Origin of the sequence: Pseudarthrobacter sp. SSS035 (assembly GCF_023273875.1) — a bacterium.
Taxonomy (GTDB): Bacteria; Actinomycetota; Actinomycetes; order Actinomycetales; family Micrococcaceae; genus Arthrobacter.
Genome location: NZ_CP096882.1, coordinates 4,839,533 through 4,853,936 on the forward strand (window position 1 = coordinate 4,839,533; position 14,404 = coordinate 4,853,936).

Annotated in this window: 12 protein-coding genes; 5 read left to right on the forward strand and 7 right to left on the reverse strand. The window is 59.4% G+C overall.

Annotated elements, in window-relative coordinates; translation table 11 throughout:
- Positions 1-3 precede the first annotated feature (3 nt).
- The gene (locus MUN23_RS22565; protein WP_104062328.1) at positions 4-453 is read right to left on the reverse strand and encodes a hypothetical protein; all 450 of its coding nucleotides are present in this window, start codon (positions 451-453) and stop codon (positions 4-6) included.
- On the reverse strand, positions 454-900 hold the full coding sequence (locus MUN23_RS22570; protein ID WP_131135332.1) for a hypothetical protein: 447 nt from the start codon (positions 898-900) through the stop codon (positions 454-456). It lies immediately after the preceding gene.
- An 882-nt stretch (positions 901-1,782) separates the two neighbouring features.
- Between MUN23_RS22570 and MUN23_RS22575 the strand changes: the two genes are divergently transcribed.
- On the forward strand, positions 1,783-3,630 hold the full coding sequence (locus MUN23_RS22575; protein WP_248761288.1) for a helix-turn-helix domain-containing protein: 1,848 nt from the start codon (positions 1,783-1,785) through the stop codon (positions 3,628-3,630).
- Between the two features lie 147 nt (positions 3,631-3,777).
- Here the strand turns inward: MUN23_RS22575 and MUN23_RS22580 are convergent, their stop codons facing one another.
- Positions 3,778-4,089 (reverse strand): hypothetical protein, encoded by a 312-nt coding sequence (locus MUN23_RS22580; RefSeq protein WP_248761289.1) that lies wholly within the window; start codon positions 4,087-4,089, stop codon positions 3,778-3,780.
- 233 nt (positions 4,090-4,322) lie between these two features.
- Complete coding sequence (locus MUN23_RS22585; protein WP_131135335.1) at positions 4,323-4,982, reverse strand: ParA family protein; 660 nt, start codon at positions 4,980-4,982, stop codon at positions 4,323-4,325.
- Positions 4,983-6,881: 1,899 nt separating this feature from the next.
- Here MUN23_RS22585 and MUN23_RS22590 point away from each other — a divergent pair.
- The gene (locus MUN23_RS22590) at positions 6,882-7,472 is read left to right on the forward strand and encodes a recombinase family protein (RefSeq protein ID WP_248761291.1); all 591 of its coding nucleotides are present in this window, start codon (positions 6,882-6,884) and stop codon (positions 7,470-7,472) included.
- Between the two features lie 59 nt (positions 7,473-7,531).
- On the opposite strand, the gene MUN23_RS22595 is transcribed toward MUN23_RS22590, so the two are convergent.
- Entirely contained in the window at positions 7,532-9,946 is a 2,415-nt protein-coding gene (locus tag MUN23_RS22595; RefSeq protein ID WP_248761293.1) for an AAA family ATPase, read from the reverse strand.
- Between the two features lie 140 nt (positions 9,947-10,086).
- Positions 10,087-10,611 carry a hypothetical protein gene (locus MUN23_RS22600; protein WP_248761294.1) on the reverse strand — a complete coding sequence of 175 codons (525 nt, stop codon included), beginning with the start codon at positions 10,609-10,611 and terminating at the stop codon, positions 10,087-10,089.
- A gap of 201 nt (positions 10,612-10,812) precedes the next feature.
- Between MUN23_RS22600 and MUN23_RS22605 the strand changes: the two genes are divergently transcribed.
- The 3 genes from MUN23_RS22605 (at position 10,813) to MUN23_RS22615 (ending at position 13,971) form a co-directional block, all read left to right on the forward strand.
- Positions 10,813-11,244, forward strand: coding sequence for a hypothetical protein (locus tag MUN23_RS22605; RefSeq protein ID WP_248761296.1), 432 nt, complete (start codon positions 10,813-10,815; stop codon positions 11,242-11,244).
- A 295-nt stretch (positions 11,245-11,539) separates the two neighbouring features.
- Positions 11,540-12,781 carry a UPF0158 family protein gene (locus MUN23_RS22610; RefSeq protein WP_248761297.1) on the forward strand — a complete coding sequence of 414 codons (1,242 nt, stop codon included), beginning with the start codon at positions 11,540-11,542 and terminating at the stop codon, positions 12,779-12,781.
- A gap of 302 nt (positions 12,782-13,083) precedes the next feature.
- Positions 13,084-13,971, forward strand: a complete 888-nt coding sequence (locus tag MUN23_RS22615; RefSeq protein WP_248761299.1) for a hypothetical protein — start codon at positions 13,084-13,086, stop codon at positions 13,969-13,971.
- Positions 13,972-14,179: 208 nt separating this feature from the next.
- Here the strand turns inward: MUN23_RS22615 and MUN23_RS22620 are convergent, their stop codons facing one another.
- A complete protein-coding gene (locus tag MUN23_RS22620) occupies positions 14,180-14,368 on the reverse strand; it encodes a hypothetical protein (RefSeq protein WP_248761300.1) in 189 nt (62 codons plus the stop codon).
- Positions 14,369-14,404 lie beyond the last annotated feature (36 nt).

Sequence of the window (14,404 nt, forward strand, 5' to 3'; positions counted from 1 at the left end):
GGTCTAGCTGAGGAAAGGATCAGGATCGGACGAGCTGCGTGCACGGGTCTTCTTCGACATCTCGAAAGCGAAATCCTCCACCCACCGTTCGACAGGATGATTCGGAACGGACCGGCAGGTAACGCTAATTGCGTCCGCGGTTTCCCTCAGCATCTCTTCAGAGAGATCCGGCAGAGCCAGGGGAATCCGAAAGCTCTCCAAGTAGATGTGTCCGAGCTCGTGGTAGATGCAGTGGAGTTTGTATTGCCGCGACTTCTGCGGGGGGAAATAGACGTTTATGCGATCTTCAAATTCGGCTTTGAAGGCCGTCAGCGCACCCCAGGATTCCTTGTACTCGATCAGATTGATCGGCTTCTCACAGATCACGGTCAAGCGGTCGATAACTTCCTTCATCGACGTCGTGCCGTCTCCGCATAACTCCCGGACCTTTTCCGGGACCGGCGGGAGAGCCATTCACTCGTCGCCTTTCATCGATGCATCGATGATCCTGGTGATCGTCCTCAGTGTTTCTGGCGAGGTGGCCCCCAGGTTTCTCGCTGCAAAGTTCTTCACTTTGAGCTTCCGCATCTGCACAAGGAATTCCATGCGCGCTTCTACCTCGGGAGGAGTCTCGCTGTTGAGATCACACAGATAACTGGCCGGTATGGCAAAAACGAACTCTGCTATGCCCTTCAGCAGTTCTTGATCCGTCACCAGGCTGCCAGTGCCATTGATCAAGTAGGACCACCGTGTCCGCGATAGGTGGATTCCGTGGGCGGAAAGTGCTTCTTCGACATGAGGGTAAATGAGCGCAGTGTTGTTATCTGCCTCCCAGATATCCACCAGGATGCCCATGCGATCCGCTAGCCGCTCTTTCTTCTGTTGCTGCGTAAGAAACACGCTGCGGCCCCCATCTGCCATCTATACAGCTCCTTAGCCAAGCTCAGCCACTTGTCTAGGCCGCCACTTAGGGCGGGCGGGCAGCTGACACAAGAGATGTTACCCGATGCCTACCGCAGGGTGCAGGCAGTGAGTTGTGCATGTGCGGAGCATGTATGTAGTCTTTCGGTGGCTTGGTATTTTGAAGGAGCACTAGGCGCCACCGCGTCAGGACCTGTAGACCTACAGGTTCTCTGCGAAGAATAACCTTCAGTTGCTGGCAGAGGAAGGAGTGGTGTTGCAGGACCCACCGGCATCGGAGGAACGGAGCGGCACGCGCGTCCGCTACAGCCTCCTGACATCGCAGGTGGAGCAGAGGTACGCCGCACTGGGTCAAACTCTGGGGCTAAGTCCATCCAGGACTGAAGCCCCGACACGCCGACGCGCCGCATCCCACTTAATGCAATCTAATTGCGATTGGGTAGTCCCAGCACCCTATTTAGGAGGACTCATGGCACGCATGCACAAAGGCGACCGTCACGTTGTCACGGCAAAGATTCCAAGGGCCGATGCAGATAAGCTACGCCGAGTCGTAGAACTTACTGCTGAAACTCGGTCTGACATAGTGGCCAGGCTCCTCCATGAGCACTTACAGACCATTGACTTAGAAGCGCTCGACACCCATGAGACCTTGCCCATGGCGAAGGCGTCATGACCAACCGAAATATCAAGAGGAGCTGCCCATCGGCCGCATCGCCTCTTAAATGACGAAGGCCCGCACGAGGCGGGCCTTCTAAGCATTTGACTCACTACCTTATTTGCTTGCCGGCGACGAGGTAGAGAGTCCTTGAGAATCAACTCGGGCCTTGCGGTCCGGGCATCTTCCTATCCCTTGAGAGGAATAGCATCATCGTACCCCACGAGATGCGCGCATGCACAGACTTACAGAGTCCGGGCGCGCCGCAGGCACCATGCCGTCCTGCCGAAGCTTGGGCCGCACTAGCTCCCCTACTTGCTGGGCAGCCTCGCATGCGCCTTTCCCGCGATGGCGGCAAGACTTACCCACAGAAACATGAACGAACGCTAACCCCAGGCCTTCCGTCCTTCCCTGCCGCAGTCCGGATCTTCGGCAAGGATGGCACGTGCGCCGCGATCTTCCTTGACTTTGACTCCTCAGTCGCGGGCATCGACTGGGTCGAAGCCGATGTCCGCGCCGTGCAGACCTGGCTGCATTCGTGCGGTGCGCGGTGGATTGAGGACTACTCCCCCAACGGCGGCCGACACGTTTACATCCCGCTGGAGAAGCGAGTCACGTTTTCGGAAGCCCGAGATCTTGTTGAGGCCCTGGGTAACCGTCACCGGAGCCTGGATAAATCCCCGCACCAAAACCTTCTGCACGGCTGCGTACGAACTCCAGGTTCTCCCCACAAGCGCGGTGGCCACCAAGAACTGGCCATGAGCCTCAGCATGGCTTACGACGTCGCCCGCCGGCCCAACTCGGCCTCCGTATGGGCCGCCATGAATGCCGACCTAGTCGGGGAGATCAGCGCTGTGCGTGCGCTGCGGCTGGAACAGAGGCTCACACCGACGGACGTCGATGCACCCAAAATTCAACACCCCACCGGCCGGATGTCCCGCGTTATGCATCAAATGGCACAAACAGGACTCTATGACGCTAACCGCTACGCGACCGACTCAGATGCACGGCAGGCAATCCTCGTCGGAGCAGCGGCGGCCGGGATGGAACTGACAGATGTAGAACGCCGGATGATGCAGGGGACCTGGCCCGGGCTGGCCTCCTTCTATGCTCGCTACGCTTCCCGACACCGCAGCCAGTCCCTGCGCCGCGACTGGCTTGAGGCGGTTACTTACGTAGCGAAAAGCTCAGGGTCCAGGGAAGGGAAGAACAATGCACGTAAATCCCCCACAAGCCAGCCAACTACACACGCCCAGGGGTTACAAGCAACTTCGATCTCTACGAATTCAGATGCAGAGCACCAGCACATCAGAACCTGGCGAAGTGCGCTCAGACTGAAAGAGCACGCCTACACCGATTCGAGGACGGGACTGGCACGCAGAATGGTGCTGAGAGCACTTGGGGAAGCTGCTCACATGACGGCGTCTAGGTTCGTTGAATTCGGTGTCAGGTCCATTGCAATCGCTACTGGACTTGACCACACGACCGTCGGATCCCACTTGAGAGCGCTGCGCGGGGAGAGCGACGGCTTGGTCACCCTGGTCGAAGAAGGCCGCGGCACCAAAGGAGATCTCTACATGCTTACCGTGCCGGAGGACGTGAAAGCTGCCGCCGAGGACATGACCTGGCAGAAGGGGAAGATCCATGCCATGAGACCGGTGTTCCGCGAGCTAGGTCTACCGGCCGCCTTTGTTTACGAGACATTGGAGCACTCCCCCGGCTTGTCGACAGCGGGAATCATTAGGCTGACAGGGCTTTCCAGGACGGCTGTTAGTGAAGTGCTTGAAGTAATGGCCGCGTGGAACATGATTGTCCGTGATATGACGCGGGCCTGGTCAGTGGTATCCGCGACGTCGTTGAAGGATCTCGCCGAGTACTTCGGGGTCATGGAAGCTGTCGCCGCGCAGCTGCAGCGGTACCGGATAGAACGAATCCTTTGGAAGGAGTGGCTGTCCAAGAATGTCAATACCGTCGCCGAGCTCATCTCCCCCGGTGAGGACTATCCCTGGGAAGACTTCGAGGGACCACCGGATGAGTGGGCCCTCGCGGACATGGCGTTCACACGGGCTGGATGATCCATCCCGATGGGCTCAACCAGACCTGCAGTCTGGTACTGACGTACTCTGTAGGTCTGGCAATCACGAACTTACAGGGTAACAGTGTCCGATCCGCAGGGAGCGTGCGGTTCGCCGCGGGCACGGGGCGTGACATCTAGGGCATATTTAGGCCCGTGGGGTTAGGCCTAACGCAACGCGGAGCTCATCCTCAGTTGAACCGACCAGTTCCTTCTGTCGCTCCAGCAACAGGTCCACGGCAACTCGGATCAGCGTGTTATCCGTAATGCGTTCGCCCTTTTCCCTCCGGGCGCGTTGAACCTTAGTAGCAAGTACTGTCAGCTCGTCGGCCTGGTCTGCGTGCAGCCTCAATTCCTTGCGGACCAGGTCCGTGTAATGCGTGTGGCTCGAAACAACGGGTCCCTCAACTTCTTTTGCCGCTTGGGGCGAAGTGGCATGCACGATTCCGTTCTCGTGCATGGGCGCAATCTCCGACGTCACTCCCCCATCGGACTCCGGTGCAGGGTTAGCTGCCGGAATGGGTGATGCAGCTTCTTCTGTCGAGGGTGCCTTTGAGCCGTTATGCAAAGCAGCGGCCTCATGGACAATGTGGAGGGTGGGAGCATCTCCAGCTAGGTCAATAGGAGGGGCTTCCTTGATCTCCCGAGTCTGGGTAGCAAAGTTTTTGAATCCACCTTTTAGTGCCATGGAGTTCAGCCCTTCCTGGTCTTGGCCCAGAGACTAAACAGTTCCAGAGCGACGTCTTTGTAATCCATAGTTGCTTTCTCGGAGTTGCGAGTTTTTTCGTAGGAAGTAACCACCGTCCCGTACATGGGTGCCCGCTCGTGTGCCTTGTAGGAGCGAACAAACGAGTTGCAAACGAGGATCCCCTGCTCTCGCAGCATGTCCTGTGCGTCCAACGCATCCTGCGGTGAACGCGAATCGGCCTTTGTGATCACGACCCTGTAGTCCAGGCCGAAGGGCTGGACTATCTTCTCGAAAGTGTAGACGAGAGGCAGCAGTGCCAAAGGAGTGGCTTCTGTAGGCATCACGATGAAGTCCGATTGGCCAACGATGGCCTTGAGAACCTGAATGTTTTCCAAGTTACCAGGGGTATCGACGAAAACCGTGTCGTAGTCAAGATTGCGCATTTGTGTGAGCGCTTCCGGATCCGTCTCGGTCGCCACGTCGAACTGCAGCTGTTCCTTTTCAGGGAGTTCCTCTGCATTGGTTGCCCACATCGTTACTGAACCCTGCGGGTCGGCGTCGACGACAAGCACCTTCGAGCTCTGTGCGGCAACGGCGGCAAGATTCATCACCGTAGTGGTTTTTCCGGCGCCGCCTTTTTGGTTGACGACAGCTACGACCCTCATGAGTGCTTCCTTAATTTTGGATTTCCATGGCACTCGTAACGACTTGGGATTGGGGCCCCACCTAAGCCCCACCAACCCGAGGAAATGGGTTAGTTCGATCAAAGGTAGGGAACATCTGTCAGTCGCCGGCAAGCGCTACGCCAAAATTACCAGCACCACTCCCCCTCTGTCGGAAGAATCGCCGTAGATGCACAGACTCAGTGACTTTGTTTCTCTGTCACTCTATGAGTCCGGAACTCTGTAAGTCTGTTACTAATGATGCAGGTAGGCCAAATGGGCCTACTCCCCCACGATGCCGTTCCTAACACTTCAACCGCGCCAGGAACGGGCAGTCGTTTCATGCCACGAAGCGACTTGGCCCTTTATGGAGCTGCATTGGTCCTACGTTCTCAGGCGCTAGGGGTTGACGGACTCAGTGAGTCGCGGGCTTCCAGACTGACAGACTCACAGGCTTACTGGCTCTTGGACTGACAGACTCATGGGGCTGGATGTTTCGGGTCTCGGCGGCCCAGGGTCCGAGGTGCTGCTACATTCGCACTCACGCACTCACGCACTCACGCACTGACGGAGTACGTGACTGCGTGAGTTCCGAAGTCACGGAGTGTTGGGTCGGCAGCTGCGTCCGGCCAACGTTCTCATGCCCCACGGACTGACGCACTGACGGACTCACGGACTCAGAGAGTCGCGGGCTTCCAGACCGACAGACTCACAGGCTTACTGGCTCTTGGACTGACAGACTCATGGGGCTGGATGATTCGGGTCTCGGCGGCCCAGGGTCCGACGTGCTGCTACATTCGCACTCACGCACTCACGCACTCACGCACTCACGCACTCACGCACTCACGGGCTGACAGAGTACGTGACTGCGTGAGTTCCGAAGTCACGGAGTGTGGGTCGGCAGCTGCGTCCGGCCAACGTTCTCATGCCCCACGGACTGACGCACTGACGGACTCACGGACTCAGAGAGTCGCGGGCTTCCAGACTGACAGACTCACAGACTCACAGGCTTACTGGCTCTTGGACTGACAGACTCATGGGGCTGGATGATTCGGGTCTCGGCGGCCCAGGGTCCGACGTGCTGCTACATTCGCACTCACGCACTCACGCACTCACGCACTCACGGGCTGACAGAGTACGTGACTGCGTGAGTTCCGAAGTCACGGAGTGTGGGTCGGCAGCTGCGTCCGGCCAACGTTCTCATGCCCCACGGACTGACGCACTGACGGACTCACGGACTCAGAGAGTCGCGGGCTTCCAGACTGACAGACTCACAGGCTTACTGGCTCTTGGACTGACAGACTCATGGGGCTGGATGATTCGGGTCTCGGCGGCCCAGGGTCCGACGTGCTGCTACATTCGCACTCACGCACTGACGGACTCACGGGCTGACAGAGTACGTGACTACGTGAGTTCCGAAGTCACGGAGTGTGGGTCGGCAGCTGCGTCCGGCCAACGTTCTCATGCCTCATGCCCCACGGACTGACGGACTCAGTGAGTCGCGTGCTTCCAGACTGACAGACTCACAGGCTTACTGGCTCTTGGACTGACAGACTCACGGGTCTGGATGTTTCGGGTCTCGGCGGCCCGGGGTCCGGCGTGCTGCTACATTCGGACTCACGGACTCACGGACCGACAGAGTCCGTGACTGCGGGGTTCCGAAGGATAATCGCGATGCGATCAAGCCCTCACTTCGACTGTGGCGGGTCAATGGTCACGGATGATTGTCATGGCTGGGCGGGAGTGATTCTTTACGACCCGGGAAACCAAGTTCAAAAACGACCGTTTCTGACCCGCTCATGGCAAGCCTCCGAAAAATGACCCGAATGCCCCCAATAGTGTTGGTCAAAACTGGTTTCCGAAAAGAAAGCTGGTCAAAACGTTAGTTGGAGGGTTTTTGACGTGTCGGGCAATGTGATCGGCTATGCGAGGGTTAGCACCCGGGGGCAGTCTTTGGATTCCCAAGTTGATGCGCTGGTGTCGGCGGGCGCGGTCCGCGTGTTCCAGGAATATGCTTCCGGGGCGACGCAGGCCCGGGCACGGTGGATGGAGTGCCTGGACTACCTGCAGCCAGGCAATCTCCTGATGGTTGCCGACCTCACCAGGCTGGGCCGGAGTACGGCGGACCTGGCAGACATTGTGACCGTGCTGGGGCAGCGGGGGATAGGTTTCCGCTCCCTGACTGAGCCGTGGCTTGATACCACCAGCGCGCACGGCAAGCTCATCTTTGACATGTTCGCTTCCCTGGCGGAGTACGAACGTTCCCGGTTGTCCGAAAGGACAAAGGCCGGACTGGCTGCGGCGAAGGCCCGCGGCCGGCTGGGTGGTCGGCCGCGCACCATGACGGAGGGGAAGCTTGAAACTGCCCTGCAGCTGCGCAGCGAGGGTCATACCCTGAAGGAGACCGCCCAGCGGCTCAGCGTCAGCGTCTCGTCACTGACCAGGGCACTGAGTCAACGTGCCGTCCCAAAAGTCAGGACTGCACGCTCTTAGCGGCCCTATTTTGGCATAGGTCTTGGCACCGGCACGGATGTCCTCTTAAGCGGTCCTGTCTATGCGGTTTCTAGTTCCTTGGCTCTGCCGGGCGCCCTTTGCACCAGGAGGTCAGGGTTCAGATTAAGAGCCCCACACATCGCCGTGAAGTGTTTCCTGTCTCCATTGCTTATGAGCTCAAAGACCGCGTGGAGGATCTGGACCGCCTCCGGTCTGTTGACACCACGAGTAGTTTCAACTCGCTCCTGATGGGAGTGTTGATGGAGATATGTAACCAGCCTCTGGCGAGTGAGTCCGTCGTCCATGGAATCAATCGCCGCCTGCATCTGGACCCTGAAATCGCCCATGTTCGCCGGGAATCTAAAGCTGAGGAAGCCTTCCAAGAGACGCCGGCAGACGTTTGGAAGGATGACAGCGGCATCCATTTCTTGTTCAATGGTTGGTTCGTCGCCGCAATCGATCAACGTGGTTGCGGCTCGCCAGAAGAGATAATGGTATTCCGAACGGAGGCGGGTTCTCAGGGCTTTGTTCGTTTTATCTGAACCCCAGTCACGCCAAGTCGGTACGCGCCGGGCTACTCCTACGTCAATCTTCTGGACTTTGGCCTGCAGCTCGAGGATTTTGAAGGCACGGCCCGAGCTTGGAGCGTTGTTTGGGAGACGATCCAGCTGATTGGACCAGATTCGAAATAGCTCGAAATTGTGGGTCATCAGGAAAACTTGCCCACAGTCCCGTGTTGGCTTTTCGTTGCAGGAGCAGTCCACGGGGCGGCCACAGCCACACACAGACGGATGCACCAGTTCACTCCATAGAAGGCTCGAAGCGCCGACTGCGAAATTGTCGTCCAGGCTAGAAACGGGATCGTCTATCACTACGATCTGATCGCGGCGATTGCGGCCGTGCGTGCTGAGGCTTCTGACGAAATACAGCAACGCTAGGGCTGTGCATTCCCCCTCGCTTAGATTGAAGGCCGGCTCTCCGTGCCTATAGATGGCGTATCGGTTGTCCTCTGCAGGTTCAATTCGGATGTCTGACCTGCCCAGCAGGGTATGCAGCCTCTGGTTTAGCCATTGAGCCGGTGGCGCAGGATCAAGCTCTTCGTTTTCGAGTGCGATGATTTGGTCCCGCGTTGCCTTCACTGCGGAGGAATTTATTTCCACGGCACTGTTGGCAGCTTCGGATTCACGAAGAGCTGTGGCGTAGGCATCTTCTTGTTCGCCGATCCAGAAGGCTTCCAGCTGCTCGCATGCTGCCTTGCGCACAGTGGAGAAGGAGAGGCTTCTTTCGTTGTGTCGGCCTATGAGTTCCTGGAGTTGGGTCGTATCCGGCAGGGAGTATCGTCTATCTTTCCAGTGCTCGGGGAGTGAGGAAACTTGGTGAAGGCTTTTCAATTTCAAGTCAACCAGCTCCTGCAGAGCGGCAAGATTCCGGGTTGTTTCGTCGCCCTGGACTATGAGCTTCCGAAGCAAGATGTCGTACTCTTTTCGGTACTCCGGGTACAGGAGGCCTGAATCGGGAAACCCTGTCTGTTGGGATACCAGAGCCGTCGTCAGGTCTTCTATGTCGCTGGTGATGTTGCGGAGGTCTCGCTGTAGGTCGACTGTGCTTTCATCAAAGTGTCTGTTGAGAACCTCCATACGTTGCTGCGTCAACGGTCCGTTGCAGAACAGGCATGTTGTCGAGTCTCCGTGGAGCGCGAGGCCCTCCTGGACCCAATCAGCGTGGTCTGGATGTGAAGCCAAGGAATCCACCAAGCGAGCGGTGGGTACAACTGCTAACGCATTACCCAGCGTCTCGATGGATATGTCCTTTACAGCCGGCGAGCGTGGCAATGGCACTTGAGCGATGAACGTGCTTTGTGCTCGCCCAATTTCCGCCTCGACCTCGAAGGTAGCCCTGTCTTCAGCCTTCATCGCTTGTGGGAGCCGGCTGAGCACGGTACGAGCGTTGTAACCACGTCCGTACCCCTCTACGCCCCCTAGGGTTGAAGTAACGAGCGTGCCGATGTTCTTCAGAATCGTCTGCGGAGCGGCGTCTTTCTGCTTCGCCACTTTCTCCAGGGCCCGGGCTTCACGTGCCAATTCGTCAAGGCGAACCCGAGCAGTGCGCAGGTCCCTTTCCCGGTCAACGTTTGTCTTACCTATCGCGAGCAAAGCCTTGGCTTCACCCACCTCAAAATCAAAGCACTCTGCGACATAAGCCTTGTTAAAGACCGAGACTCTTTCCCAGAGGGGATCCTGAGCGGAAATGACGTCTCGGTTTTGTTCGCCCTGTTCTGACACCTCAAGGGTTACGCCGGCTGCCCATCCGTCCGTGGATTGTGAGGGCGAAAGCAGCGATGCCAACGTGGACTTTCCTGTGCCGTTATTGGCATAGATCAGGTTTATATCGCTGAATCCCGCGAATGTGCTTGGGCAGTTCCAGCCCTGGAAGATCCGGAAGTTCTTAATGGAGCGGACGTTCTCGATGCGCAAATTTCCCCCAGGCATTGGATCTGTTCAAACATCCTAGTTGTCACGACCCTATGTCCCCGGGTTCCGGAGGTATGTCTTAGTTGTCCCATGCAGTTCCACCACGAGAGGCAGTCGAGCGGACTGCTCGGGGTTTGGGTTTCTTATTTGTCGGCCCACCGTTCGTGTGCCGATTGTCGGCTGATGCCGACTGCACGGCCGATGTCCGCCCAGGAGGCCCCGGCTGCCTTCGCTGCGGCAACGGTCTTATCCAACCTCTGGCCGGCCTGACTGTGTTCACGCGCAGCTGCTTCTACACCCAGGATGGCTTCCGATGGGGCGATGTGGGCTTTCCACTCGTCGTGGATGGCGTCTTCAACCTCTTGGGAGGCGTCAGCGAAATCCTCTAGGGCAACGTAGTCCCGACGCTTACTGAAGTCAGCGTCCACGGGGGAAGTAACTCTTTCCCACATCTCGCCTTGCCAGCCGCAGTCGCAGGCTCCACGCCAGCCGATCATCTCTGCATCGGGGACTACTTCGTAGTCAGTCATCAGCTTGTCCACCTTGTACCGCCCGGATATACCCTTGATGAGCCTTCCTTCGCCTGAGGACGAGGAAGATAACCGTCCATCGGGGGCGACGCAGGCCGCCCACCCCTCATGTTTGTTGTCGTTTGAAATCCAGCCCATGGTCCGACCTTTCCTGTCAGGAGTTCCTGACAGTCAGTGTCTCAGGAGCCTCTGACATTGACTAGGCATAGTGGCACGGAGCGCCTTGCCCGTCAGCGACGGATGCCCCGTTTCAAGGAAGTGGGACTAGTGGTACTGCCTCACGGCACTGAACTAGGTACACCACAAAAGCGGTAGCCCAGGGTGTGGAATCCTTGGATCATGATGGCGCTGAGTTGGCAGTTGATGACGACCGGCGTCTTCGTAGGCGGCGGCAGGTTGGCGGTTCCTCTCGCAGAGATCTGGCGCACGGACCCGATGACGCTTCGGGACGTGGTCGTGGACCGGCAGGCAATGAGCGCCAGGCTGGGGGAGTATCCGAGCCTAGAGCGGGTCTGGGCGCTGTCCCTGCTGGGTCGTGACGGGCAGGCACTTGCCGAAGGCCGGGTGCTGCTGGCTGGTTCGGCGGACCGGTTCCGGCCCTTGCTGGTGCTGGCCCATGCCTGCCGGCGTTCGCACCGGTGGCATGAGTCGGCGCTGTTGCAGGAAGAGGCCCTGCGCCTTGCTTCGTCACCGGCGCGGGAGGCTCTGGTCCGTTACGAGATCGGTGTGCGTTTCTTTGATGAAGCCCTCATACCGGGATGCGGCAGCTGAATTGGAATGGGCTTATGACCTGTACCGGGCGGCGGGCCGTGAACGCATCGCCAGGCTTTGCCTGCCGGCGCTTGAACGGGCCCGGGAGGTTCTGGCCCTGTCCCCGGTCCCTGACCACCGGCCCATCTGAGGCGGTAGAGCGCCCGCCGCCCGATGGGACCTAGGCTCCACTGCCAGGGCACACGGCCGACCAATTTTCGTCACGAAGGACGATCCTTCACAACTTGGCACTACGGGCGGCGACCCTGCAGTAACGCGACTACGGCACCGCTACGCCGCATGCCATCCTTGGGATATGGCACGAACCTGGTTATCGGTGACGGTGGAACTGCTCGGCGGACGTGGTGAAGAGCTGTGGCCGTGGCCAGGGCGTATCTTCGCGGTCGGACCGTCGCACACCTTCATGGACCTCGCCAATGCCATCAACGATGCCTTCGCCCGGTGGGACCGCTCGCACCTGTCAATGTTCACCCTGGCCGACGGCCGGGTAATCACTGACGAGGAGACGGGAGCCGAGATGGCCGGATCGATCGGCGGGCCGATCATTGCACCGATTGACTTTGCTGTTGCCAAGGTTGCCCGGATGGTGGAGCCGGGGGCTGAGTTTCAGTTCACGTACGACCTCGGGGATGCCTGGATGCACCGGTGTGTGGTCGGGGAGGTGAAGGTCGACCCGCTGGAGGTATTGGGTGTCCGGCCTTATGTCCCGTTGCCGTACTGGGGCTGGGGCAGCATCCCGGACCAGTACGGGCGCCGGTGGGCCGGCGACGACGGGGAGGGCCGGGCGCCGGGGAAACCGGGCCGGCCGCACCCGATGCTGCTGCATGCCTGGCCCGCTCCGGTGCAGGTGCCGGGGCTGGACCTGTCCGAGTTGCGTGAAGCCATCGCGGCGGCAGATGCGGCCTGCTTCCTGACCACGGTAACCGGATGCGACATCGATGACGCTCTGCAGCAGGTGGGGGCCGGCATACCAATGGCGCTGGAACAGAGACGCCAGGAGACCGAGCCGGTGGCACTGTCAGTCATCAACCGGCTGAGCCGACGCGGCGGCGCCGGTGACCGGGTGCTGGCCGAGGACCTGCTGGCCGGTCTGCGCCGCGAGCCGCTGCCAGGCCGAGTGGTCCCGGTGGATCTCGACATGCTCAGCATGGTGCTGGAAGGCGATCCCGACCTATCAATCGGTGGCTACCTCGACCTGCGCACTGGGCAGGTGTACGACGAGACCGCCACTGACCCGATGATGGTCGGGGAGGACGCCGCCATCGAAGTGGAGGAGGAGCAGGAGCGCTGGCTTCGACTCAACCGCGCCGGTTCACGGAACGGCTGGCAGGACATGGCAGCCTTCACCGAGCGGCAGCCCGATGAGGCCCTCCGAGAGCGGCTGGAGCGGGCGATCGAGGGCAAAGGCGCCTTCTACCGGTTCCGCGATCTCATCCACGGCCAGAACCTCAACGACCAGTGGTACGCCTTCTCCACCGATCGCCAGATGGGCCGTGCCCGCGAGTTCCTCGCTGACAACGGCATCCGCGTGGGCTGACGAAGACCAGGACCGGGCGGAGCTGAGTAGACCGAACATGAGATCGAAGGCGCCACGCCGCCCAATCCATGCATTGCATCGTACCGAAAGTTGCGACTGCGACGGGTAACTGTGGCGAGGGTTGTGGGACAACAAACGGTACGGCCAAGTTACGTGGCGGCATGCGATTCGCGTGTCATCGCGGGTCACCCGTGAACGCTCCACTACGGATGTCTCTTTTCCAAGGAAGTGGGACACCCTGGGTGTCGAGGTGTAGATGGTTTGTGGCGGGCGCTGTCGGTCCTGCCAGTTATGGTCAACACATGTACAACACCACAGGGCTGCTCAGCAAGGACGTCAAAGACCCGAAGACCTCTATCGGTCGATACCTCCGTACCAACTTTCCCAACGCGAAGCCGCTTCAGACCGAGTACAAGGCGCATTCAGGCGACCTCGTCATCGACTCTCTGGGCGCGAACGCAAGCAACGTCGGAACTGCTGTCGATTTGATTGTCCGTCTAGTCCTTGAGCCAGACGAGACACCAATGTCGGCACTCATCCTCTATCCGTTCAACGATACTTACCACCATGTTGTCAACGAACTGGCGAGTCTCGTCGGTCACTCTGACGACCGCGAGCTGGCCGCCCGGTCCGCCTGGGCTCTCGCTCTCTGTGTCAGCGCATACCGGGCAGGTGCCGCCTGGGCTCCTCTCGTACCTGACCTGGTGCATAGTGGCGACTTCACCGTGGATACGATGCTGGAACAAGCCGACAATGCCGCTGTCGCTGAATTAGTCGCATTGAGGGAGCTCTCCGAAGAACGCCTCATTCCGAGCCTCACAGGTCCCTTTAGCCTCGGCCCCACATTCGATCTCTCAAAGCTCGGCCCCACTCAGCGCATCGCCGCGGAAGCAGACCTCATCGTGGGTGGATTGCTAATCGACATCAAGACCACCCTCGCCCCCAAGAACAAGGCGGGACTCCGCCCAGACGCGCTAAAAGCCGATAGCGTGTATCAGCTTCTTGGCTATGCGCTGCTGGACTACTCAAACCAGTACAACATCGACCGGATCGGCATCTTCTCGGCTCGCTACGGCACGCTGACCGAGTGGCCTCTCGATCGAGTCACGTCGCTCATGTCTGGTAGGAAGTTCGATTTCCCTGCGGCGCGCCAGGAAGTCTGGGAAATGATGCAGCAGGACGCCGCCTAGCTCGCTGCAATATCTCATGGTTAGGTGCCCCGCACTATGCCATGCAAGACGGCACCAGGCCGCCGGGGTTGTGTCTGGGGGAGTGGCAGCGGAAAGTGCGTCCCAATCCCAAGGAAGTGGGACACTCTGGTGCGGTAGCACCGCTGGGCCGTTGGCCGGCGTTGGGCAAGCCCTCCTAGCCCTCCAGCAGCCGCATCGCAGGCCGCCTTCACCTGTTCCCGTTGCGTGCTTCCCAGGTGGCGTGCGTGACATAGAGCAGCCGGCGCGTCTCCGGATCGCGGCAGGGCCACCGCTTCGCGGCCTGGCAGACCCTGCACGTCTCCATGTTCTTCTCCGGGACCACCGGCCGGACCCTCATCACTGTCATCGCCGTTCCCGTGCTCCGCTTCCATGCCATGCCATCACCGTACAGATTAAACGTGGCTCCGGCGGA